This window comes from Roseovarius sp. EL26, assembly GCF_900327775.1.
Taxonomy (GTDB): Bacteria; Pseudomonadota; Alphaproteobacteria; order Rhodobacterales; family Rhodobacteraceae; genus Roseovarius.
Genome location: NZ_OUMZ01000006.1, coordinates 45749 through 69923, shown reverse-complemented (window position 1 = coordinate 69923; position 24175 = coordinate 45749). Strand labels below are relative to the sequence as shown.

Genomic DNA, 24175 nt, shown 5'->3' with positions numbered 1-24175 from the left:
ATCAAATCGTCTGGTCGTAATCGCCAACAGCGCCTTCGGTGCGAATGACTGCGTCAATATCAGCAAAAATCGCGCGCATCTCAGCTTCGCTTTCAGAGCTTTCGCAAACCACAACTAGATTGGGGGTGTTTGAAGATGCCCGCACAAGGCCCCAACTGCCATTATCCAAAATGACCCGCGCGCCGTTGACGGTGACCACCTCTTTGATCGCCCGACCCGCCATTGTTTCGCCCGCTTCGGCCTTGGTCACTAATTTTTCTACCAACCGCTCCAGCACTTGATACTTTTCAGTGTCGGCACACCATGGAGACATCGTTGGCGTGCTATAGGTTGTCGGTAGCGCCTTGCGCAGGTCTGACATCGACATATCGGGATTGCGATCCATCAGCTTACAGATCTCAACGGCAACCCGCATGCCGCAGTCATAACCGCGGCCCACAGGTTCAGCCAAAAAGTAGTGACCGGATTTTTCAAACCCTGCCAATGCGCCAATTTCTTTCACCCGGCGCTTCATATGGCTGTGGCCGGTTTTCCAATAATCCGCCTTGACGCCGTTGGCTTTCAGTTCAGGGTCTGAGGCAAACAGACCGGTTGATTTCACATCGGCAACAAAAGTTGCGTTAGGATAAATCTTGGACAGGTCACGGGCCATAATCACGCCGACCTTATCGGCGAATATCTCTTCGCCTTCATCGTCAACCACACCACAGCGATCGCCGTCACCATCAAAACCCAGCGCCATATCTGCACCCGAAGCTTTTACGGTTGCGGACATATCATGCAGCATTTCCATCGCTTCCGGGTTAGGGTTGTAGTGCGGAAAGGTGTAATCTAGCTCGTTATGGCTTGGAACCACTTCGACGCCCAAACGCTCAAACAGTTCGGGTGCAAAGGCCGAAGCCGTACCATTGCCGGTGGCGCAGGCAATTTTAAGCTTGCGGGACATTTTAAAGTCACCAACCAGATCATCTAAATAGGCCTCGCGCACACCATCGACAAACTCATAACTGCCGCCTGCGCGTGGTTCACCTTGACCGTTGAGCACGATATCGCGCAGTTCGTTCATTTCGTCAGGCCCATGGGTTAGAGGGCGTTCAAAACCCATTTTCACCCCGGTCCAGCCGTTGGGGTTGTGGCTGGCGGTAACCATTGCCACAGCAGGTACATCCAGATGGAACTGTGCGAAATAGGCCATTGGCGAAAGAGCTGGACCAATATCTTTGACCTGAATACCTGCCTGCATCAACCCGATGATCAGTGCGTTTTTGATTGCGACTGAGTAATCACGGTAATCGTTACCTACGGCAATCACTGGTGGAATTCCGCGGCGCTGCATTTGCGTCCCCAAACCAAGGCCAAGTGCGGTCATACCCGGGAGATTGATTTCTTCGGGGTACTGCCAGCGCGCATCGTATTCGCGGAACCCGGTAGGTTTGATCATCGCATCGCGCAGGAATGACCACGTATTTGGGGTGACTTCGTAAATTGGCTTGGTCATGGGAAAAGTGTCCTGATGATCGTTAAATATGGATTGGGTTGGCTTTGGCAAGTTGATCGAATTGCATCAACTCACCCAGTAGCGCGGGCATTTTGTCCAAGGGGATCATATTTGGCCCATCTGAGGGGGCGTTGTCTGGGTCTTCATGAGTTTCGATAAAAACCGATGCCACGCCCAAAGCGATGGCAGCACGCGCCATCACGGGGGCAAATTCGCGCTGGCCACCGCTGCTTACACCCTGCCCACCTGGTTGTTGTACTGAATGGGTGGCATCCATCACCACGGGATAGCCTGTGGCCGCCATCTGCGGAAGCGACCGCATATCTGCGACTAGCGTGTTGTAGCCAAATGACGTGCCCCGTTCAGTCAGCATGATCCGGGTGTTTCCAGTACTCTCAATTTTTGAGATGACATTGGGCATGTCCCAGGGTGCTAGAAACTGACCCTTTTTGACGTTGATCACCGCGCCTGTTTCACCGGCGGCAATCAGCAGATCCGTTTGGCGACATAAGAATGCAGGAATTTGTAACACATCACAGACGCTGGCGACGTCAGCACATTGATCCGGCAGGTGTACGTCAGTTAGCACTGGCACATTGAATGCATCTTTGACGGCCTGCATGATCTTGAGTCCCTCATCTACGCCCAAGCCGCGCTTGCCCGAAAGTGAGGTGCGATTGGCCTTATCGAAAGAGCCCTTAAAGATGAATTGTGCGCCAGATTTTTCGCAGGCTTCTTTCATTTTGCCTGCGATCATTTGGGCGTGATCAACGCTTTCCAGCTGGCAGGGGCCAGCAATCAAGCAAAGTGGCTGGTCATTTGCAATGGTCAGCCCGGAGCATGTAACTTGTTTCATATTCTACGATGACATCTGTTCTTTGAGGATTGAAACGGTCAGAGATAGCATCAGGTAGATACCAGCAAAGATCAGGAACGCAAGGACGGTGTTTTCAAATGCTCTTGGGTACGAAGGTGCTTCTAAGGCGACGGGCTGGACACTGACAGTCAGATATCGGACCTGTTTGTTAGCTTCGACTTCGCTTTGACGTTTAGTTTCTAATGCTGATTGTAGTACGATATCTGCGGTGGCAAGATCAGATTGTGCAATCTGAATTTTTGCTGCCTTCGCTGCAAGAGAAAGTTCACCATCAGTAGCTTGAGTTAGGCGCGCTTTCTGGCGTGCTAATTCAGCTTCAAGAACGGCAACCTCGCCTTGAAGGGCTTCAACTTTGGATTTGTTGGGACGGCTATTGCTCAGTTGGGTGTTGAGCGCCAGTTGCTTTTCTTGCAACTGTATTTCAACATTTGCGATCAATGATCTGATGCTAGCAATTTCTCCTTGTGGATCAAGAATAGAGCCTTCTTGTAGTGCTACAAGCCGTTGTTGTGCGAGACGGCGTTCGTTTTTGGCGGCATCCATGCTGACCGAAGAGACCTCGAGCGCATCACGCCGTTTTTTTTGGCTTAATTGGTCGACATTCTGTTCCGCATATTCGATCAGCTTTTCGGAAAATGCCACGCTTGCCTGCGGATCAGGGGATGACACTTCCATGCGGATAACGCCTTCAGTGGGATCGTATCCCAGTTTGACGTATTTCTTATAAAGCTTATAGGCTTTGTTGTTTGTTGCATCCGGATCCAACCGCTGTAATGGGTCAACGGATTCGTCACTGAACGTGTCTCTGAATTGTACATCTTCATCCAGCCGGGTCATGGCTCCAATTGATTGAAGATAATCCTGCGTCACAATTGAATCTGGGCCAGTTGCAAAAGATGTTCCTTGCAATAGCCCTCCGGCCGGAGAGCCGCCTGCGCCATCTGCCGTCAGAATTTGAAAGGCAGATTTCGAAGAATACATCGGTGTGGCGACCGCATAATAGTAATAGCCTGCTACCAATGTTGGGAGGAAGACAAAGGCTGCTAGTCTGCTCAGCAAGAGCAACAGTTTGCGGCGGCGGCGGCGGGCAATATCTTGACGAATTTCTGAGATTTCTAATTCGCGACGCTCCATCGGACTAAGAGCGTGTGCTGGTAGGTTACTCTGAGCCGATGTCGTGGTTTGGGGTAGTTGAACTCGATTAGGCTGGGTATTGTCATTGCCAGCCGAAGATTCCACACCCACCACATTGGGGCGTTTGAACGGATCAAGGCCTCGCGATCGTAACAGGCGCACGGCGTCGTAATCCGAAGTTGCCGCAAGATTGTGACGCTGTGCCAGTTTACGAGCCATACGCAGTTGCCGGCCTGTCAGCCCTTCTTGACGAATACTCTCAAGCTCTTGAGCGATTGTGCTGATCTCGGTTGTAGTGTTGTCATCGCTTGAAGAAACAACTGCGGAATCACCTGCTTGGTCAGCATTGCCTTTGCTCTTATGCGCAGTACGGTATTTTGCGACTTTAGGTTTCATAGTCATATAGCTGCTTTGCCTCTTCCAAGGTGTCAAACATGTATAATTGGCCATTCCTAAGCACAGCTGCAGAACGTGCGAAGTTTTCCAGTGTTTTGGGATCATGCGAAACGATGATGATCGTTGTGGTCTGTAAACGTTCCGCCAGAATATCTCCGGCTTTGCGGTTGAACTCCACATCTCCCGATCCGGGCATGCCTTCGTCAATCAGATAGATATCGAAATCCAATGCCAGCATCAGTGCGAATGTGAATCGTGACTTCATCCCGCTGGAATAGGTGCCCAGAGGTTGATCAAAATATTCCTTCAGATCACAGAGCCAACGGCAGTAGGCTTCAATATAATCGGGGTCCATACCGTATAAACGGGCAATGTAGCGCGCGTTTTCCATCGCTGACATGCGACTGACCACCCCGCCCATGAAGCCCAGTGGAAAACTAATCCGGCATTTGCGGCGGATTGTCCCCTCGTCGGGTTTTTCCAATCCGGCCATCATGTTGATTAACGTCGTTTTTCCGGTTCCGTTGGGGGCCAAAATCCCCATGGAATTGCCCAACTCAACACGGAACGACACCTGATCAAGGATGACCTTGCGCTGGGTTCCAGTCCAGAAGGACTTGCTGACATTTTCGAACTCGAGCATGCGAATTTCCGGTTGTTGGCCTGATTGCCTGAATAAGTTGTATATCCGGGTTTTATTAAGGCTTCATTGGTCAGATAATGATCCGTGACGTTGGAAGACATAAATGTAACACACGAAATACGAAAAAATTTGCAATTGATGAGAAAAACCGGCGTTTAAACGCCGGTTCAAAGCTTCAACCAAGTTTGTGTTCATAGCTCTTGTTTTTGCACACGCGCCACTTTGCCAGCGATGATTGAAATAACAGCAGCTCCGAAACTGAACAACGCACCCATTTTTGCCGCATCCTGAACCGGACCGACATCAAACGCGACCGAGGCCACAAACAACGATACAGTAAAGCCAATCGCGGCCACACATCCGACGACCACTAAGTCGACAATCCGCATCCCTTGCGGAAGACCCAACCCCAAAGGTTTTGCGGCTATCCAGCCAAACAATAGAACCCCCACGGGCTTGCCGATAATCAGGCCAGCCAGAACCAACCACGTCGCATCACCAATGGCTGAAAGTTCAACACCAGCATTGAGCAGACCAAAGAGGAACAAAACAATCTCAACCGGGTGTTTGAGTGCATGTTCCATAACGTTCAACAAATCATGCAGGTGCTTTTCGGCGGCGCTGAAAATACCAAAGGCCCGGTCGGCGTGCGGTATGGCCGCCACGATAGGTAGCAAACCCAAGGCCGGATGCAGCCCCGAACGCATGAACCCATACCAGCTGATGCAGCCACCGATGATATAGGGCAGACCTCCGAACAGTTTGCGAATGCGGGTGGAATTTGGGCGGTCTTGATTGCCCCGATCCATTCTGCGCGGCAGGTAGTTGAAAAAGAAAAACGCAGAGAATGCGCCAGCCGCAGATAGCAACAACCATTCGGGCGCTAGATCGCCACTGGGGTAGAAGATTGCCAGAATGATAAGACCGGCCGCATCATCGGCAATTGCCAGCAGCAGCAAAAAACGGACCGCCGGGTGACCAGCGCCAAAGACAAGGCGACCAACCAGATAGGAAAAGGCAATATCGGTTGCCGTCGGAATCGCCCAACCATTCGCGACGGCCTGATAGGTATCTGATCCCATTAGCATCGCAAGGCCAAGGTAAACGCCGATTGGGCCAAACATGCCGCCAGCGGTTGCAAACAGGGGTGTTGCAGCCTTTTTTCCGCGCAAGGAGCCGTTCTTTAGGATTACGGCCTCCCATACTTCTTTGGCGGCAATAGCAAAGAACAAGGCCATCAAAACATCATTGACCAGATAGTGTAGCGTAAGCGTACGATGCCCGTCATGCAGGTGGCCAATCGGTGCATGGTCCCAAATCACGAACTCGACGAAATGGTGATAGCTTTCAGCATTTGTGTTGGCCCATATCAGGGCAGTAACTGCGCCAATGATCAACAGCAGCGAATATTCCGCGACGAAATTCCAGACACGATACATATAAATCCAACCCTGTTTTTCTGTTTTTTAAGGATTAGGATATTTACTGCATTGCGGCAACCGAGGGGAGAGGATTCGAAACGACGTTATTCTATGAAATTGCGGCTTTTCATGTCGCAACGACCTGCCAAAGAGACCCCGCCATCACTGCTCCAACGACCGCAAAGCCAATGTAAGCTGCAAAAACCCGCGGTTTCACCAGCGCCCAGACAGCAATTGCCGCAGGAATACTGCTGATGCCCCCGGCAATGACAAAGCTCATCGCGGCACCTTGGCTCATTCCCTGCGCCAACAGTGCGTCCACCAGTGGCACGGCCGCATATCCATTCAGATAGGCAGGTGCGCCGACGATTGCACCAAGGATAATTGGTCCCAATCCCTCACCGCCTAAAATACGAGCCACGGTTTCAGCTGGAATATAAGCCAGCATCAGGGCCTCGATCACGTAGGCAAGCGCAAGCCACTTGAGCAGAAATTTTGCATTACTCAGGGCAGATGTCTTGAAAGCATTCAAGCGGTCTATATCAGTCCAGAAGCGCCATACTGGTGTGCCTTCAAATGAATTGCTGGAACCGCAACCGCAGCCTACTTGGGGGGCTTCGCGTAGTGGATCGGCGAACAAAGGGGATCTTGCCAGTATCATGGTGATAAACCCACCAAACAGACCAACACCAACCGCAGAAAGAGTTTTGCCTACTGCGAAATCCCAGCCCAGCGTACCTGAAGTAATCAAGAACATCGCCGGATCCATCAACGGTGATGCCAACCAAAAGGCCATAACCGCCCCCAGAGGCGCACCAAGGGCAAGCATGGCAGCAATGAAGGGGATAACCTCGCAACTACAAAACGGGGCCAGCCCGCCGATCAGTCCGGCCACAAAAATCATCCGAATCTGATTGCCCTGAAAGGCGCGCGCCAGCAGGCTTTCGGCCCCTGTCGCCTTGAGATAAGCCACCGCAAATACGGCAAAGGCAATGAATGGCGCGGTGCCTAATAATGCGCTTGATGCAAATTGAACCGTTGGAAAGAATTGCGGCCAATCCACAAGCGCTATTAGGATGAGAATGAAGGTAAGCGCCAGCCATACCCGGTCCATCCCCCGGACAAGTCCGAGGGGTTTGTTTGCAGTTGCATCTGCCATGAGGTTGGTCCGCCTATTGCTCTTCTGGTGCGTCTGCGCAGCATTCATGCAGCAGGAATTCCGAAAGATGATGCAGCCGATCATAAGCCACAGCAGCGCAGATTATGCTGCGTCCTTTCTTTTCCTGCGTCACGAGCCCCGCTTGCGACAAGATTTTCATGTGATGAGTCAATGTCGACCCAGTAACACCGCTGCGCTGGCCCAGCTCGCCGATGCTCAGGCCTTTAGATCCGGCCCGGACAAGTACACGTAAGACCATTAGCCTTTGCTCACTACCCAAAGCGGCAAAGGTCGAGGCGGCAACTTGAAGTTCTATGTTATCAGTATCAATCTTTTTCATATTTCTAGAATTATAGAAATAATTGTAAATGGCAAGTTATATTTCGATATTCATGAAAATAAAATATTCCCAACAAATAAACTGTGATCGCCGAGAAAGAGTTTTGTCCTACGAGAAATTTGCCTCACACATGGAAAAGCAATACATACTGAGGCTGACATGACTGGTCATAAACCTGAAATATCGCCAGAAACCATTGAGAAGTGGCAACGTATTGTTGACTTGATTGCACGGGTTGCTGATGTGCCTGCCAGTTTGGTTATGCGCACACATGAGCCGTATCATTCGGTCTTTGTGACCAGCCAAAGTATGGATAACCCTTACCAGCCGGGGTGCAAATTTACCCTGAACGAAAAACTCTATTGTTATGGCGTGCTTCAACGCGATGGAGAACTTTTGGTTGAGGATGCTGCATGTGAGCCAGAGTGGGCAGACAACGATGATCTGGAACATGGGATGAGCTTCTATATTGGCTATCCCTTGAAGTGGCCGGATGGCACGGTTTTCGGCACTATTTGTGTTCTCGACACCCGTCGCAACCGCCGCGCGCTTTTATTTCGGAAGGGATTGCAGGAATTCGCAAGAGTGATTGAAGCGGATTTGGAGTTATTGGTTGAAATTAAACACCGTACGGAGTTGGAGGCGGAGTTGCAGGCAACACTGGATCAACTTGAACTTAGGGTGATTAACCGCACTGCGGATCTGGAAGAGGCCAACACCGCCCTGCGAGTACTTTTAAATAGTGTCGAAACCTCGCGCGCGGAATATGATGCCAATGTCCTGCGTCAGATAAAGGGGCTCGTGATGCCACATTTGGCAAAACTACGCAGTCGGTTAGAGGCTGATCCGGCAGGCCGTGTGTACGTTGAGCTGGCAGAACAAAACCTAAAGTCCATCACCTCGACAATGAGCGGCCAGCTGACAACGATTTTCGAATCCCTGACGCCGACCGAGCAAGAGATCGCGCAGATGATCATGCGTGGTCAGACGACCAAGGATATTGCCCGCACTCTTTCACGAGAGCCGAGCACGGTAGAGTTTCATCGCAATAATATCCGACACAAGCTTGGCTTGAAGCGCAGCGGCCAGAACTTACGCAGCTTGTTATTGTCGCTGCAATAATATGGGGATTTACCCCATATTTCCCCAATAGTATTTCGATGACGGTTACACGTGGCTTCATTGTTACTCTGCGTATACCCGGGCGTGACCCGGCAATAAACAACAGGGGAAAGCAAATGGAAAAAGAGGATCTCAATCTGAAACCGACACTATTGAAGGGGAATCGGGACGATTTGACCCCCGGGTTATCACGACGATCGTTTTTTATGGCAGCAGGGGCTGCCGGTGTCGGTGGCGCTGCAACGTTGCTAGGCAGCACAAGCGCCAAAGCGCAATCGACGGATTGGACGCAACCGGGTAACAACAACGGTGTGATCGAATTGCAAAAGACAACGGGCAATGCCGTCGGTGGTGCCGTTGGAATTGATTTCTTTGGTCATTGCGCGATCAAAATCACCTCTCCTGGAGGAGCAACGGTATTGTTCGATCCTTGGCGTGATGACCCATCTGGCGCATGGGGGCTTTGGTTCAAGAACGAATTTCCGGAAACACCTGTTGATATCTGCATGTCCACGCACACCCATTTTGATCACGATGCGATTCACCGCCCTGTGTCCACCATGGTACTGGATCGAATGGTTGGAAATTTTGAGTTTGCCGACCTGAAAATCACTGGTTTTGCTGACAAACACGTCTGTAGGGCACCCGGTTGGTACAATTGGACAAATGCGTTGGATGAATTTGGAGTTAAGGCCTGCCCACCTGATAACGTTAGCCATATGGATATGGTGGTCTATCTGGTGGAAACCGGTGGCGTGCGCACCTTGATCTGGGGTGATAACCGGCATGATCCACCGCAAGAATTCTGGGATGCCATTGGTCAGGTCGATGTGTTGACCATGCCCGTGGACGGATCACAGCACATTCTGTCGTATGATCAGGGCAATGACATTGTTTCAAAGTTGAAGCCCAAGGTGATTATCCCAACGCATTATCTGAGTGAAACCACAAGCTATACTCTGACAACGCTGCAGTCTGCGGATGACTGGGTGAAAGCACAAAAGAGCTATAAAATGCTCGACAGTGCCAGCCTTTCGATTGAAGCGGGCGAGATCGCGGGAATGGATCGGGAATTCATGTATTTTGGGCATAACGCCCAGACGGCTTAACATTAAGCAAAGACGGGGCACGCCTATGGCGTGCTCCGACCCAAAATGATCACACAACAGCCAGGCGGGCATTATCTTCTTCAGGAATTAGGATCACGGATCCGGTCGTTTTCCGACCCTCAAGAAGTAAATGTGCTTTTGCTGCGGCAAAAAACGGAAGAGAGGTGATGTTCGCAGGCTTGATCACCCCATCAGAAATTGCTTGGAACAAATGATTGGCAGCCTGCTGATATTCTTCTGCGTCGGATGTGTAATGGGCAATTGAGGGGCGGGTCAGATACAATGAGCCACGCTTAGATAACTCACTTACATCAATCTCGGGCGGTGCTCCGGATGCGGCTCCAAAGCTGACCAGGACACCACGCGGGCGCAAACTATCCAAAGAGGCTATAAAGGTGGCCTGACCGATTGAATCGTAAACAACATCGACCCCACCGGTAAGGTCACGCACCTTTTTAACGAGATCAGCATCGTTGGACAGTAGAACATGATCGCAACCATTTTCATATGCAATATCAACCTTTTCCTCGGATCCAACGGTGCCAATCACAGTTGCACCTTTGCTGTGCAACCATTGGCACGCAATAGAACCAACGCCACCTGCCGCAGCGTGGAACAAGACTGATTGGCCAGCTTGGACATCTACACAACGGTGAGTCAAATATTCTGCTGTCAATCCTTTGAATATCAACGCTGCAGCGACCTGATCCCCAATCCAGTCAGGAAGCTTGACCACCCGTGATGCTGGAATATTGCGACTTGTCGAATATGCACCGGGCGGCCCCCCGACATATGCCACCCGATCCCCAGGCGAAAATCGCGACTGATTTGCCCCAACAGCTTTGATTATTCCCACCCCTTCGACGCCGATGCCCGAAGGAAGAGAGATTGAGAGATCTGCGCCACTGCGTTGATAGATATCAAGATAGTTTACGCCGATCGCGGTATGGTGAATTTGAACATCATCTACAGCAGGCAATTCGATGTTGGCATCTATGCAGGACAGCACATCCGCAGCCCCGTGTTTCTGATATTGGAAATGTCTAATTTTATGATTCATGATGATGTATCTCCTTTTTTATATAATCCCTAAATTTTGCAGATGGCTCTATAGCGATTGATGGAAATTCATTTTCGAATTATGGAAAGGTATGAATTGGGATGACATCAAGATATTATTGGCGATTGGACGTACAGGTGGGCTGAGCCGAACTGCAAAACTGCTGGGCGTCAGCGTGTCAACGGTCCACCGTCGTGCGGCAGAGCTTGAGCATTCTGTGAATGCCACACTGTTTTTGCGTGGTAATGATGGATATGCACTGACAGACATCGGTCGCAGTTACTTTACTATCTCAGAACAAGCCGAAGAGCATATGATTGCCTTGGAACGGCATGAACTTTCGGGTGCAAAGGTAGCACTTCGGATTGCGCTACCCGAGCTTCTGGGACAGCAGATGATTTTACCTGAATTGGGCGCGTTTCAGGTTGATCAACCTAATTTGCGGCTCGAAATTTCCACCAGCGTTGTTCCTGTGGAGTTCAACAGGCGAGAGGCTGATATTGCCGTTCGACTGGTGCGACCAGAAAGTGGGCGCTACTTAGTTCGGCGGATCGGGCGCTTGGGGTTTGGGCTATTTTGTAGCGCGGGTTATTCAGAGAATATGCCAGCTATGAATAAGGTTTCGGATCTGCGCAATCATCGCTTGATTGGTTGGGATCGTGATCTGCAATATGTGTTTTTGGCGCAATGGATGCACGATCTGACCGATGGTACCGCTCCAAACCTGTCCTTTGACAGCCTGAATGCCCAATTGCTTGCGGTCCAATCGGGGCAAGGTATTGCCCTATTGCCGTTGTATGTGGCAGCGCACTCTGACTTGAAAAAGCTCTTGCCAAATACTGAATTTCAGCAAGATATCTGGTTAATGCGTCACCGTGATACAGGGGATAATCAACTTGCAGGTGACCTTTGCAAAGTCATCGAGCAGGTTTTGTATCATCACAAGGATTTGCTGCGCACAGGTGTACAACCAACATAACCATCGTTGCGTGACAACCGGGCATGAGCTAGGCTAGTTGTTATGAAACATGTCCCAAAAGAAACCACTGATGACGCGCTTATTCAGGAATACCTGAATAACGGAGGCAAAGTCAGCGTTGGCAAAACCAAACCCATGCCCAGTGAGCTTGGCCTGAGCAATAATGTTTGGAACAACAAGCTGACCAAAGATGAAAAAGCTGCGCGCGATAAGAAGTGATTATTAGACACGCACTCGGCTTTGACGATTTCAGGCGTCAGGTTTTGATTGCGCTGTAATCTGCCAATAGCGGATCAGCAAAAGTACGGCTGCCACTGCTAGGCCGATCGCAAGACCAAGCCAAACGCCCAAACCACCCATCTCGATGACAAAGCCCAGATAGTAACTGGCGCTTACCCCGACAATCCAGTAGCTGAACCCGGCGATCACCATGGGGACGCGCGTATCTTGGATACCTCGCAGAAACCCCAGTGCCAGAACCTGCACGCCATCCAGAAGCTGAAACAAAGCGGCAGCGGCCAGCAAGATAACACCGACGGCGATCACAGCGGCCCTTTCCGGTTCTCCAGGATGTAAAAAGATCCCCAAAATGGCCTCGGGAAAGACAATAAACAAAGTCGATGCCACCACAGCGACGAGAGCAGTGATAGCCATTGCAGATTTCGCGATGGTGCGCATGCTGACCCGGTCGTGGCGAGAATATGCCTGGCTGATCCGTACAGTGGCGGCATTGCTGAGACCAAGGTGGATCATGAAGGCAACCGATGCCGCCTGAAGGGCGATTCCATGCGCGGCCAAAGGAATTTTCCCCAGCCAGCCCATCATTGTGGTCGAGGCCGCGAATAGGCTGACCTCTGCCAGATTGGTCAACCCAATCGGCCAACCCAGACGAAACACTTGTGCCAATGCTTCCCAATCGGGGCGCCACAGTCGTTGAAACATCGCATGCTCCGGTTGTGCGCGCATGACGTAGACGGCAAGAACGACAAAGGATGCAACATTTACAATGAGCGAGGCCAGCGCTGCGCCGCGGATGCCCATTTCTGGAAATCCAAAATTGCCAAAAACCAGCAGGTAATTCACCAGAATGTTCAGCACCAGAGCGGCTAAAGTTACCCATAAGATCACCTGAGTTCGCTCAAGCGCGGCCAGATAGGATTTGAGGACCATCACCAGCAGTGATGGCATTACTGCCAAACTCAAAATCGCCAGATAATCCTGCGCCAAAGCTGCGATTTCTGGGTCCTGTCCCAAAGCAAGAAATAGATGTTCAGACCAGACCATTGGTGGAATCACGGCGATGCCGAACAGAATCGATGCCCATGCCCCCATGCGTGTGATGCGGCGCACCTGTATTTGATCATCCAATTCATTGGCCGCTGCCACCAGTGGCATGATGGCAAAGGCAAAGCCTGATCCGACGATAAAGACAACGTAAAACAACGTTCCGCCTAAGATCTCTCCAGCAAGCGCATCGACACTATACCAGCCCAACATGGCTGCATCTGTTAGTGTGATGGCCAGTTGCGCCAGATGGCTGCCGACCAAAGGTGCAGCCAGCAGCGCCAGAGCACGGGCATGATGGCGATATGAGGTGGCTTTAGACATGATTCAGCCCTATGACTGGTCAGTTCCTGTGGCAAGGTGCGATCACCCCCATAGGGTGAATATCCCCAAGTGGCGTCTTTAGAGTAACACGGTCGTCCGGCCGCGGATGTCGCCGCCAAGCTTCAAGAGTAGAAATACGTTGAATGCAGGTTCGATGCAGATCAGTGCGTCCAGGCCCCGCGGCGATTCGTGGCAAAATTCTCCGCGTAACCAGCAGCACGGATGTTTGGCTTGCGTTTGTTGGGTTCCTGAACAACTGCATCAATACCGTTTTCTTCGGCATATTCAACAGCAGCTTCGCGACTGGCAAAGCGCAGTTTGACTTGCGCCTGCGTATCGGTTGACGATGTCCAGCCCATCAAAGGATCAACGGATCGCGCTGTTTCCGCAACATATTCCAAAACCCATTGTTTGGTTTTTGCAGTGCCGGACTGCATCGTATTACGGGCCGGCTGATAGATACGCGCTGGCATGATCGTCTCCTTCATCTGATGCCATATATCCAGATTTCCACAAAGACGGCAAGGTGTCAGGAGTGCGTAGTCAGTGCCTTTAGGTCTGCCAGTGTATCTACATCCCTTAATGTGTCGATTAACGCCACGTTGGAAGTTCCAAGACTGGTCACGCTGTCGGCCAGCGCATCGGACGACGACCAACGTACATTTTGATACAGACCCGGTGGCGGAGGCGCATTACGTTTAAGCCCGGTCAACCAGTATCCCCCGTCATCCGCTGGGCCAAACACAGCATCATGTGACCCCAACGCAGTAAAAGCGCGGGCGATATGATGAGCACGTAGGCCGGGAATATCAGCGCCGATCACGCAAACCGGGCCGGGTGGCATGACATGCATCACTCGTGCCATACGTTGTCCCAGATCTCCGCGCCCTTGCGGAATACGTGGTAGATGGCTGGGCCAGACACGTGATTGAAGGCCCGCAATATCAGGGGCGACGGCCAGTGTCAGCTGCCAGCGAGGATCATCTAGTTCGTGCAACAGGCGGCGCACCTGATGGCGAAACCACCATGCAGCGGTTGTCATGCCGATCTCACGCCCCAGACGGGTTTTAACGCGGCCGGGTCGTGGTTCTTTCACCATAATAACCAGATGGCGCATACGGGCGATATTCACGCGAAATAGTCTCGCAATATTCGGGCGTAAATCGATTTGAGCTGGTGAATTTGCGCAATCTCTACCCGTTCATCCACTTGGTGCATGGTCTGCCCGACCAGCCCAAATTCAACCACGGGACAGTGTGACTTTACAAACCGTGCATCTGATGTACCCCCGGTGGTCGACAAAACAGGTGCAACTCCGGTTTCGGCCTCAACCGCCTTGGACACTAGTGTAGACAGTGCACCGGGCGGGGTTAGAAAGCTTTCGCCAGAAACCTTGATCCGAATGTCAGCATCAACGTCAAATTCGGCACAAACCTGATCTAACTCATCCTGCATCCAATTGATCAAATCCGAGCTGTGATGGGCGTCGTTGAACCGGATGTTTACAATCGCCCGGGTCTGCGCGGGGATCACATTAGTGGTGGGATTGCCGGTATCAATATTCACCACGGCCAGTGTGGACGCATCAAAATGATCGGTGCCTTGGTCCAACTCTTTGGACGCCAGCCGATCCATCAACCGTACCATCGGCGGCATAGGGTTTTTGGCCCGGTGCGGATAAGCGGCATGCCCCTGTACGCCCTTAATGGTGAACCAAGCCGACAGCGACCCACGGCGGCCGATTTTGATCATGTCACCCATCTGCTCTGGGCAGGTCGGCTCACCAACAATGCAGACATCCATTTTTTCGCCATTGTCCTGCATCCAATCCAGAATGGCAGTGGTGCCATCTACGGCATCGCCCTCTTCGTCCCCAGTGATGGAAATGACGATCGCGCCATCTTTTGGGGGGCTTTTTTGCACGAAATCGACAGCGGCAGCTGCAAATGCTGCCACACCTGATTTCATATCAGTCGCTCCGCGCCCCCACAGCATACCGTCCTGTTCGGTTGCTGAAAATGGTGGAAAGGTCCAATCGGCCTCGGCTCCAGTGGGCACAACATCAGTATGCCCATTGAAACCAAAGGTACGCGGCGTGGCCTTTGCACCCCAGCGGGCATAAAGATTGCTGACCTCACCCCGGTCGACGCGGATGCAGTAAAAACCGGCTGTGGTGAGCAAACTTTCAAGCATCACCAAAGCGCCACCTTCTTCAGGTGTCACTGACGCACAGCGGATTAAATCTGCGGTCAGGGTGGCAGGATCAACAGGGCAATCGGACATGACATCACTCCAAAGATTAGCAATGCCACTACCGCGCTTTCACGTGCAAAGCAAATATCCAGGCTGCCACAGCTTTGATAGTGTCGTTAGGACATACTGCGCTGTTTGGGGTGACGTGGCTTAATTACCTCTACAAATTAGACACGAATACAGGAGACTTGCGCCACAATTACGGTTCAATTAAATCGCCGAAAGCATGCACGAGGGAACCATGATTAGGAAATTGGCAATATTTTTGGCACTTTTGCTGTGGCCGATGCTTTCGGTCGCACAGGAATTGACTGTCAGTACGATCTCCCGCTCCCCCTTCTCAATGGAGATTAATGACCGTGACACCGGATTCTCCGTAGATTTGTGGCGTGCCATCGCGGAACGTATCGGCGTTGAGTTCAAGTTTGAGCGGCACCGCAGCTTTACTGAAATGCTTAAATCGGTTGAAAGTGGGCAAGTCGATCTTGCCATTGCGAATATTTCGGTGACTTCCGAACGCGAAGCGGTGATGGATTTTTCCCAGCCAATCTTTAGTGCGGGCCTGCAGATCATGACACCAACACAGGATAACCGCAACGTGAGCGTTTGGTCGATTATCTCAAGTGCCAATTTGTTGGTCCCGGTTTTTATTGCGTTTGGCGTGCTGGTGGCTGCGGGCATGTTGATGTGGTTGTTTGAGCGCCATAAACAGCCCTATTTCAATTACACTGCGGGTAAGGCTGTTTTCCCTGCCTTCTGGTGGGCGCTCAATCTGGTTGTGAATGGCGGGTTTGAGGAACGTGTCCCCCGAAGCGCACCCGGACGTTTCTTTGGTGTTATTTTGGTGATTTCGTCTTTGTTTGTTGTGTCGATCTTTGTGGCAAGGATCACATCGATGATGACGATTGAAGCGATCAATTCGTCGGTCAGTTCGTTCAGTGATTTGTACGGTAAACGTATTGGAACCGTTTCGCGGTCCACTGCTGCAACCTTTATGGAACGGCGTGATTTGCAGTATATCGGGTATGAAGGGTCGGATGAATTATTAGAGGCCTTTGAAAGCGGCGAAATCGAAGCTGTCGTTTTTGATGCCCCCATTTTGGCCTATTATGTGAAATCCAAAGGGGCCGGAAAAGCTCAGCTCGCGGGTCCGGTGTTTCTGCGCGAAAATTACGGCATTGCCCTGCCCTCTGGCAGCCCATTGGCGGAAGAGATCAACAAGGCGCTGCTGTATTTGCGTGAAGACGGAACCTACGCCGAGATCCAGCAAAACTGGTTTGGCCACTCTTCAGATTGATCAACCTTGATTTCAGTTTGGTGCGTCATCGTAAAACGGTGTCATCTGGGCGACGATAACGGCGTTTTCGTCCAGCGCACGTTGCATCAACACGCGTTCTTCATCACTGATGTCGTGACCTTCGGCCTCACGCTCTTCCAGCGTTCCATAGCCTGACACATCTAGTGGCGCGGTATCGGCTTGCTTCAGGATGGCAACGGTTTCGCGCACGGCTTCAGCCTCATCAATGCCGCTGGCATAGATAACCAGTGCGGCACCGGTTGCCTTAGTGGGTAGGCCGTCACCGTCTTTGCGGCCAATTTCGACCAGCAGGGTGAAAACCTGCTGTTTGCTGTTTTTTTGAGACTGTGTCATGCCGCGCACCTACCCGTCATGGCGAGTTGCGTCAATCGCGAGCTGGTGATGAGTCGGATTTTCCTAAAATTGGAAATAGATTCTACTCGCCTGTAAACGGCCCCCACATTTCTTTGCCCTAGCCTTGTTTCGCATTCAAATGAGCGGAGTACTGCAATGGTCAAAGCCTCGGAATTGCCGATTGATACCAAAGCCAGCGCAATGGACATGGCGCAGGAAATCTTTGGTAACGGGATCACCATACAGACCGCCAGCTACACCGGTGCTGGCACGGCCTCTGGCGTGTTCTCAGATGGCGATAATGTTGCGCCGGGTATCACGCCATCGGATAGCGGGGTCATTTTATCCACGGGCAAGGCGAAAGACGTCACCAACAGCAAAGGGGATGCCAATGTCAAATCCTCAACCAGTACGAACCAGAAGAAGTCCGGGGATGACGATCTGGAGGATATTTCAGGCCAGAAAACCTATGATGCATCAGTTTTTGAGGCAAGTTTTACCCCCGAGGGCAGCACCCTGACCATGCAGGTTGTGTTCTCGTCCGAGGAGTATCTTGAATATGTCGATTCTGGTTTTAACGATGCGGTGGGTGTCTGGGTGAATGGGGAACCGGCACAGCTGACGGTTGGCACCGGCGACATTACAATCAACAACATCAATAATGAGAGCAATCAAAACCTCTATGTCGACAACCCCGCCTCAACCGATCCGTATAACACTGAAATGGACGGCTTTACCGTTACGCTGACGCTGAAAGCCCCGGTTAATCCAGATCAGATTAACACCATCAAAATCGGTATAGCTGATGGCGGGGATGCCCATTACGACAGTAACCTGCTGATCGCAGGCGGATCTGTACAAACTGCACTGGTCGCCGAAGATGACCAGATTGAATATGACGGAAACGGTGAATTTGATCTGTTGGCCAATGACAGCAGCAGCGCGAGTAGCACCCTGACCATTACTGAAATCAACGGTCAACCTGTCGTGCAGGGTGACCAGATCACGCTACCCTCTGGCGAAGTGATCACCTTGACCGAAAATGGCATCGAGGTGCAGTCAGATGGCGCTGATGACGACAGCAACGCCTTTTCCTACAAAGTTGAGGACGAAGTTGGAAATACTGATATTGCCTTTGTTACCCTGAACAAGACCGTACCCTGTTTTGTGTTGGGTACGCTGATTGATACGGATCAAGGCCCTCGCCCGGTGGAAGATGTGCAGCCCGGTGATCTGATCCCGACACGTGATCATGGGTTGCAACCGGTGTGCTGGGTTGGGCGGCGCACGGTACCAGCCACTGGGCGCTATGCCCCGATTGAAATTGGTGCCACTGCGCTGGGCAACCACGGATGCATCCGGGTTTCCCAGCAGCATCGCATCTTGTTGCGTGGCTGGCGGGCCGAGCTATGTTGTGGCGTGCTAGAGGTGTTGGTCAAGGCGCGGCATCTGATCAACGAACACAGCATTCGCGCCTGTCCGGGGGGTGATGTCACTTACGTTCATCTGCTGTTTGATCAGCACGAGATTGTCACAACGGATGGATTGGAAAGCGAAAGCTTGTACCCCGGCCCAACCGTGATGCAGGATATGGATGATGAAGTGCGGGAAGAGGTGTTTGCCCTGTTCCCTGAACTGGCCATTGATCAGATGGGTTATGGCCCCATCGCCCGCCCTGAGGCCCGGGCGCAAGAGGCGCGGCTCATCACCGCGCCCTGTGTGTTCTGTAACGTATCGAATGCTGGTAGGCTTAGTCGCGCAGCAGCTCGTTGATACCGGTTTTTGAGCGGGTCTTTTCGTCAACCCGTTTCACGATCACCGCACAGTAGAGCGATACGTTGTTTTTGCTTGGCATCGATCCGGCAACGACCACTGAATAGGGTGGAACTTCACCGTAAAAGACTTCGCCTGTTTCACGGTCAACGATTTTGGTCGACTGGCCGATAAACACGCCCATGCCTAGAACCGAGCCTTCGCGCACGATGCAACCTTCGACCACCTCGGAACGCGCGCCGATAAAGCAGTTGTCTTCAATAATGGTCGGCCCGGCCTGCATTGGCTCCAGAACTCCACCAATGCCGACGCCACCCGACAGGTGGACGTTTTTACCGATCTGCGCGCAGCTGCCGACAGTGGCCCAGCCGTCAACCATCGATCCTTCGTCAACGTAGGCACCGATGTTCACAAACGATGGCATCAGCACGACGCCTTTGGCAATATAGGCCGAGCGACGCACGATTGAGCCGGGAACCGCGCGGAAACCTGCTTTGGTCCACTGATCGGCATCCCAGCCGTCAAACTTCGATGGCACCTTATCCCACCAACCGGCATTGTCCGGGCCACCTTCGATGATCGCCATATCATTCAAGCGGAAGGACAGCAGAACCGCCTTTTTTGCCCATTGATTCACATGCCAACTGTTGTCGTCCAGTTTTTGCGCCACGCGCAATGTGCCGTTATCCAACGCATTCAGCGTCTCGATGATGGCTTCGCGGCTTTCACCGGTGGTGGCTGGGGTGATTGTGTCCCGCACGTCCCATGCGGCTTCGATGGCTTGTTCAAGTTGCGCGTTTGACATCAGGCTCTCCGTGGCTGAATTCTTTCCTGTCTGGCATGGCCTATAAGGCGCTTGGCGACGACGTGCAATGCGACGACTGGTAGCGCAAACGCGGCAAACCGAAATTGGGACTGCCCTTAGGTCAATGGATCGGGTGCAATGTTGCCGCCACAGACCAGAATCGCCAGTGTTTCGTCCGGCGATGGGCGATATGCCCCTGACATCAGCGCAGCCAATGCTGCAGCCCCTGCTGGTTCAACCAATTGCCGCATCTCGCGCCAGAGCCATTCTTGTGCTGCCCGGATTGCCGCATCGCTGACAAGAACCGATTCCATGTTTTGTTCGCGCGCCAAATCAAAACAAATGTCACCAATCCGCCGTGCGCCTAGTGCATTTGCTGCAATGCCCGACACTTCGACATCGACAGGCGCGCCTGCGTTTAACGCAGCGTTCAAAGCGCAGGAGGTTTCAGGTTCAACCGCGACCACCTTGCGTCGCCCACCCAGCCAAGCCAACGCCCCACCGATAAGCCCGCCACCACCCACGGCGATTAGCACTGTGTCGGCTTGTAGCCCCTGAGCCTCCCATTCTGCCATCAGGGTGCCCTGCCCAATCACTGTGCCGGGGGCGTCATAGGCATGGATTTGCATCGCGCTGGTCTCGGCCTCATAGGTTTTTGCCGCCTCTAATGCATTGGCATAGGCCCCAGGCACCACAACCAGATCAGCCCCCAACTGCCTAATCAGGTCAATCTTGGCCGGGCCTGCCATTTCGGGCACGTAAATCCGAGCCTTGTGCCCCAAACTGGCCGCAGCATAAGCCACCGCCGCCCCGTGATTGCCACCTGAGGCGGCGACCAGACCGGTCTTAGGTACGACGTTGGAGAGCATTGTGTTAAAGGCCCCGCGCGCCTTAAAGCTTCCAGTGTGTTGCATCTGTTCCAGCTTCAACTCAACATGACCCTGCCCCGCAATTCCAGTTGCGGTAATCACCGGTGTCTGACGGATATATCCGGCAATGCGTGCCTGTGCGTCACTGATCTGTTGCTGCCAATTCATCATAATGTCTCTTTTTCTGGTCTTTACCAAATGGAAGGGATACCTCTTGTAGAAAACACATATACAGGATCTGCAAGCCATGAATGAAGATCGTAAACGCCGCTTTCGTGATGCCCACTCTGACCGTAACACGGCCGAGCAGGTTCCCGACACGCCGCAAACCCGTGCCCCGGCCTATCGTTTGGCCTTTGCAGATGAGGAGTTTCTGTGCCGGGATGAACTGCGTCCCGTTCGGTTGCAACTGGAATTGCTCAAGCCTGAGATGATCCTGAATGAGCGCGGGATCAACAGTACTGTCATCCTGTTTGGTGGTGCCCGTATTCCTGAGCCCAGCAAAAAGAATGAGGCCCGGACTGAAACACTGGCCAATCTTTCGAAGTATTATGATGAAGCCCGTGAATTTGGCCGCCTGATGACGGAAAAATCGATGCAGAGCTATGGGCGTGAATATGTTGTGACCACCGGCGGCGGCCCCGGCGTGATGGAAGCCGGAAATCGTGGCGCGCGAGATGCGGGTGGCAATTCTATCGGCCTCAACATCGTGTTGCCACATGAGCAGGCCCCGAACGAATACGTTACCCCGGGCCTGTGTTTCAATTTCCATTACTTCGCCATCCGTAAGATGCACTTCCTGATGCGCGCCCGCGCGATCTGTTGCTTCCCGGGTGGTTTCGGCACGTTGGACGAGATGTTCGAGGCGCTCACTCTGATTCAGACGGACCGGATGGGCAGGGTGCCATTTTTGCTGTTTGGTGAAGAGTTCTGGCGCAGTATCATTAACTGGGAAGCACTGGCTGAAGCAGGCACTATTTCGGCCGAAGATCTGGATCTTTTCCAATTCGTTGAAACTGCACAAGAGGCGGTGGAGATTATCGAAAATTGGACAGAAGAAGGTTAGAGATCTGGATCGAAGGCCAATTTCTGTCTCTAGTGTGAAGCCTGTTGCCCATCATGTGAGTGCGTGTTCGCCTCTCATTGGGGGGGATGATTTTGAAATTATGGGGACCGTGACTTAGGTCGCACGACTTGTGCGCTGACCTAACGCGCGATAGACGGGCGGAATTCTCAACATTTCTGAGAGCATGTTGAGTAGAAAAAGCCAGTTCTAGGAAAGAAATGATGAAGATCGCAATTATCGGTGGCGGCCTTACGGGGTGTATTTCTGCTTTGGAATTTGCGGACCGTGGTCATTCTGTCGTGATCTTCGATCAAGAGAAAGAGCTACTTACGCGTGCATCGACCGCGAATGAGGGCAAGATCCATCTTGGCTATGTCTACGCGGCTGATAAAGGTTTTAACACTGCTGTGCGTCTCATTGACGATGCCCTGATGTTCCGAGCTATCCTAGAACGATGGATGCCTGCCAAAGAGTTCGAAGCATGTTTGTTTGACACCTTTGACTATTTCGTCCCTCGAGACAGCAAAGTTTCTGTAGAGGAGATTAAACATCACTTCAAGCGCGTCGAAACGCAGGTCCGGGAGCGAAAGCAACACCTTAACCTTACATATCTTGGTCAAGCGGAAACCCCAGATTTTGAAATAAACCATAGCTCTTCTGCTCCAGACGCGGCTTGTTTTACAACACAAGAAAGAGGGCTTTGGCCTTTTGGGATCGCGCGTGCAGTCCGGCGCTGTGTGAGCGCGCACCCACGTATTGAAACCATGATGGAGTCCCGCATAAAGCGTACCGAACATCGTGCAGGGAAATGGCAGATCCTCTTTGAGGATCCTGAACGCCAACCGGATGGACCGTTCAATGTTGTGGTAAATGCGGCCTGGGCCGACAGGCGCAATATCGACCGAAGATCTGGTTTTCCATCTGCAGAACAATGGTTTACACGCTTCAAGTTTGGCGTTCTTTTGGAAAATGCATCTCATTATTTTGGGGACGAGTTACCGAAAAACGCCACCGCGACGTCGGGCAGCTATGGCGATAGCGTTTATTACGAACAGAATGATAGTTTGTACTGTAGTTGGTATCCTGTAGGTATGTGTTTCTCATCTACCGAAGATATTATAGGTGGTCGCCCCTGTCTCGAAACCAGATCAGAGGATTTGAGCAGGAAGACGTGGGGGGGATATTCTACAATCGACCCAACATATAAAAAGCTAGAAAACGCGATTGAATTCCCGGTGAAAACCAAACTTATAGGTGATTTCATCATGGCGCGAGGCCAAACGGATATCAGCGACCCGTCAAGCATGCTTCATCAACGTTACGATCATGGGCCTAGCGAGCTGAGCAAGGGTTACTGGAGCATTGAAACTGGCAAATATACCTCCACCGCAAGGTGCGCAGTTCAATGTGTTGAGGCAATTTTGGAGGGCGCGTAATTTATGCTTTCGTTCTTGCGAAAAAAGCCTTTGGTTTCGATCTGCATCCCAGCATTCCAAAGTCAGGACTTTATCAATGCGACTATACAGAGTGCTCTGAACCAAACTGTGGAAGATATCGAGATTGTCGTATCGAATGATGGCGCTTATCCAACACCCGACCTAAAGAAGTATCGGAAGCATAAAAAAATAAGGATTTTTAACGTTTCAAAACAGCTCGGCTGGGTGGAAAATAGCAATTTCGCTCTCTCACGTGCGCGAGGGCAGTATTTTATGTTGCTGCCGCACGATGATATATTGAGACCCAGATATATCGAGGCGTGTCTGGAAATTTTGCAAAATGATCAGAATACGTTCGCTGCCTATAGCGATATCGAACTCCAAGATGGCATTTTACCTGCTTCTGAAGTGCGCGGGCCAATGCGTGAACGGTTCGAATACATCATGCGCAATTTGTATAGTGGCTACAGTTACCGTGCACTGATGCGGCGGCATCCGAGTGATTGGCCGCTTTTGAAAATGCAGCCGAACATTCCCACAAATTTCAGCGTCGATTCTACTTGGATAATACAGCAAGCCTGTTTCGGAGATTTGAGAAAAGTACCTGAACCCCTCTATTGGAAGCGTCTTCATGATCGAAACACGCATCAAAAATGGACGCAATTATCCACGCAGGAGCTAAAGCTTGCTTGGCAGCAGCACTGTTTTCAAATGGGCGAAGTCGTAAGAAGCCAGACCAACGATCCAGCATTTTCTGATGAGTTGGTGGAATACCGGCTTGATGCGCGACAGGTCATTGAGACACCGCAGTATTTGAAAGAGATTATGCCTTAATCTGCAAGGTAATCTCAAATTTTGGTTCTATTTCATCTCGGTTGGCGTTTCTAAACCTCAACCTTTGCGTGTTGAAATTTAATTCTTTCAAAATTTATACATTTTGTATACATTTCGTATAAATTAAAGATTCGGAATGGAC

Annotated in this window: 24 protein-coding genes; 9 read left to right on the top strand and 15 right to left on the bottom strand. The window is 51.6% G+C overall.

Annotated elements, in window-relative coordinates; translation table 11 throughout:
* Position 1: 1 nt before the first annotated feature.
* The 7 genes from D9A02_RS05340 to D9A02_RS05310 form a co-directional block, all read right to left on the bottom strand.
* Entirely contained in the window at positions 2-1498 is a 1497-nt protein-coding gene (locus tag D9A02_RS05340) for a phosphomannomutase/phosphoglucomutase (protein WP_120499963.1), read from the bottom strand.
* Between the two features lie 22 nt (positions 1499-1520).
* Complete coding sequence (kdsA, locus tag D9A02_RS05335; protein WP_120499962.1) at positions 1521-2354, bottom strand: 3-deoxy-8-phosphooctulonate synthase; 834 nt, start codon at positions 2352-2354, stop codon at positions 1521-1523.
* A 3-nt stretch (positions 2355-2357) separates the two neighbouring features.
* The gene (locus tag D9A02_RS05330) at positions 2358-3959 is read right to left on the bottom strand and encodes a capsule biosynthesis protein (RefSeq protein WP_254054557.1); all 1602 of its coding nucleotides are present in this window, start codon (positions 3957-3959) and stop codon (positions 2358-2360) included.
* Positions 3895-4548, bottom strand: coding sequence for an ABC transporter ATP-binding protein (locus D9A02_RS05325; protein ID WP_120499960.1), 654 nt, complete (start codon positions 4546-4548; stop codon positions 3895-3897). The genes D9A02_RS05330 and D9A02_RS05325 overlap by 65 nt, the downstream gene beginning before the upstream one ends.
* Positions 4549-4739: 191 nt before the next feature.
* A complete protein-coding gene (locus tag D9A02_RS05320) occupies positions 4740-5987 on the bottom strand; it encodes a Na+/H+ antiporter NhaA (protein ID WP_120499959.1) in 1248 nt (415 codons plus the stop codon).
* A gap of 109 nt (positions 5988-6096) precedes the next feature.
* Positions 6097-7128: a permease gene (locus tag D9A02_RS05315; protein ID WP_120499958.1), complete on the bottom strand. Its 1032-nt coding sequence runs from the start codon at positions 7126-7128 to the stop codon at positions 6097-6099.
* 13 nt (positions 7129-7141) lie between these two features.
* Positions 7142-7468 carry a helix-turn-helix transcriptional regulator gene (locus D9A02_RS05310; protein ID WP_120499957.1) on the bottom strand — a complete coding sequence of 109 codons (327 nt, stop codon included), beginning with the start codon at positions 7466-7468 and terminating at the stop codon, positions 7142-7144.
* Positions 7469-7627: 159 nt separating this feature from the next.
* Here D9A02_RS05310 and D9A02_RS05305 point away from each other — a divergent pair, with 159 nt between their 5' ends.
* Both D9A02_RS05305 and D9A02_RS05300 read left to right on the top strand, forming a co-directional pair.
* Positions 7628-8590, top strand: coding sequence for a LuxR C-terminal-related transcriptional regulator (locus D9A02_RS05305; RefSeq protein ID WP_120499956.1), 963 nt, complete (start codon positions 7628-7630; stop codon positions 8588-8590).
* A 116-nt stretch (positions 8591-8706) separates the two neighbouring features.
* Positions 8707-9699: an MBL fold metallo-hydrolase gene (locus tag D9A02_RS05300; protein ID WP_120499955.1), complete on the top strand. Its 993-nt coding sequence runs from the start codon at positions 8707-8709 to the stop codon at positions 9697-9699.
* Positions 9700-9748: 49 nt separating this feature from the next.
* On the opposite strand, the gene D9A02_RS05295 is transcribed toward D9A02_RS05300, so the two are convergent.
* Entirely contained in the window at positions 9749-10759 is a 1011-nt protein-coding gene (locus tag D9A02_RS05295) for a quinone oxidoreductase (RefSeq protein WP_120499954.1), read from the bottom strand.
* Positions 10760-10850: 91 nt separating this feature from the next.
* Here D9A02_RS05295 and D9A02_RS05290 point away from each other — a divergent pair, with 91 nt between their 5' ends.
* Both D9A02_RS05290 and D9A02_RS19150 read left to right on the top strand, forming a co-directional pair.
* Complete coding sequence (locus D9A02_RS05290) at positions 10851-11738, top strand: LysR family transcriptional regulator (RefSeq protein ID WP_120499953.1); 888 nt, start codon at positions 10851-10853, stop codon at positions 11736-11738.
* A 42-nt stretch (positions 11739-11780) separates the two neighbouring features.
* Positions 11781-11957: a hypothetical protein gene (locus tag D9A02_RS19150; protein ID WP_162932970.1), complete on the top strand. Its 177-nt coding sequence runs from the start codon at positions 11781-11783 to the stop codon at positions 11955-11957.
* A gap of 30 nt (positions 11958-11987) precedes the next feature.
* On the opposite strand, the gene D9A02_RS05285 is transcribed toward D9A02_RS19150, so the two are convergent.
* The 4 genes from D9A02_RS05285 to dapE form a co-directional block, all read right to left on the bottom strand.
* Positions 11988-13346, bottom strand: coding sequence for an MATE family efflux transporter (locus tag D9A02_RS05285; protein WP_120499952.1), 1359 nt, complete (start codon positions 13344-13346; stop codon positions 11988-11990).
* A 161-nt stretch (positions 13347-13507) separates the two neighbouring features.
* Positions 13508-13819, bottom strand: a complete 312-nt coding sequence (locus D9A02_RS05280) for an ETC complex I subunit (protein WP_120500398.1) — start codon at positions 13817-13819, stop codon at positions 13508-13510.
* Positions 13820-13875: 56 nt separating this feature from the next.
* A complete protein-coding gene (locus tag D9A02_RS05275; protein WP_120499951.1) occupies positions 13876-14463 on the bottom strand; it encodes a TIGR04282 family arsenosugar biosynthesis glycosyltransferase in 588 nt (195 codons plus the stop codon).
* A gap of 11 nt (positions 14464-14474) precedes the next feature.
* Complete coding sequence (gene dapE / locus D9A02_RS05270) at positions 14475-15629, bottom strand: succinyl-diaminopimelate desuccinylase (protein WP_120499950.1); 1155 nt, start codon at positions 15627-15629, stop codon at positions 14475-14477.
* A 211-nt stretch (positions 15630-15840) separates the two neighbouring features.
* Here dapE and D9A02_RS05265 point away from each other — a divergent pair, with 211 nt between their 5' ends.
* On the top strand, positions 15841-16896 hold the full coding sequence (locus D9A02_RS05265) for a transporter substrate-binding domain-containing protein (RefSeq protein WP_120500397.1): 1056 nt from the start codon (positions 15841-15843) through the stop codon (positions 16894-16896).
* A 12-nt stretch (positions 16897-16908) separates the two neighbouring features.
* On the opposite strand, the gene D9A02_RS05260 is transcribed toward D9A02_RS05265, so the two are convergent.
* A complete protein-coding gene (locus tag D9A02_RS05260) occupies positions 16909-17250 on the bottom strand; it encodes a hypothetical protein (protein WP_120499949.1) in 342 nt (113 codons plus the stop codon).
* Between the two features lie 156 nt (positions 17251-17406).
* Here D9A02_RS05260 and D9A02_RS05255 point away from each other — a divergent pair, with 156 nt between their 5' ends.
* Entirely contained in the window at positions 17407-19023 is a 1617-nt protein-coding gene (locus D9A02_RS05255) for a choice-of-anchor L domain-containing protein (protein ID WP_120499948.1), read from the top strand.
* Here D9A02_RS05255 and dapD read toward each other — a convergent pair.
* Together dapD and D9A02_RS05245 are read right to left on the bottom strand one after the other, a co-directional pair.
* On the bottom strand, positions 19001-19828 hold the full coding sequence (dapD, locus tag D9A02_RS05250; RefSeq protein WP_120499947.1) for a 2,3,4,5-tetrahydropyridine-2,6-dicarboxylate N-succinyltransferase: 828 nt from the start codon (positions 19826-19828) through the stop codon (positions 19001-19003). The two genes, D9A02_RS05255 and dapD, sit on opposite strands and share 23 nt — an antisense overlap.
* A 116-nt stretch (positions 19829-19944) precedes the next feature.
* The gene (locus D9A02_RS05245) at positions 19945-20865 is read right to left on the bottom strand and encodes a threonine/serine dehydratase (RefSeq protein ID WP_120500396.1); all 921 of its coding nucleotides are present in this window, start codon (positions 20863-20865) and stop codon (positions 19945-19947) included.
* A gap of 79 nt (positions 20866-20944) precedes the next feature.
* Here D9A02_RS05245 and D9A02_RS05240 point away from each other — a divergent pair, with 79 nt between their 5' ends.
* The 3 genes from D9A02_RS05240 to D9A02_RS05230 all read left to right on the top strand — a co-directional run bounded on the left by D9A02_RS05240 (position 20945) and on the right by D9A02_RS05230 (position 24033).
* Entirely contained in the window at positions 20945-21763 is an 819-nt protein-coding gene (locus tag D9A02_RS05240; protein WP_120499946.1) for a TIGR00730 family Rossman fold protein, read from the top strand.
* A gap of 221 nt (positions 21764-21984) precedes the next feature.
* Positions 21985-23199 carry an FAD-dependent oxidoreductase gene (locus D9A02_RS05235; protein ID WP_162932969.1) on the top strand — a complete coding sequence of 405 codons (1215 nt, stop codon included), beginning with the start codon at positions 21985-21987 and terminating at the stop codon, positions 23197-23199.
* A 3-nt stretch (positions 23200-23202) separates the two neighbouring features.
* Positions 23203-24033, top strand: coding sequence for a glycosyltransferase (locus D9A02_RS05230; RefSeq protein ID WP_120499944.1), 831 nt, complete (start codon positions 23203-23205; stop codon positions 24031-24033).
* Positions 24034-24175: the final 142 nt, after the last annotated feature.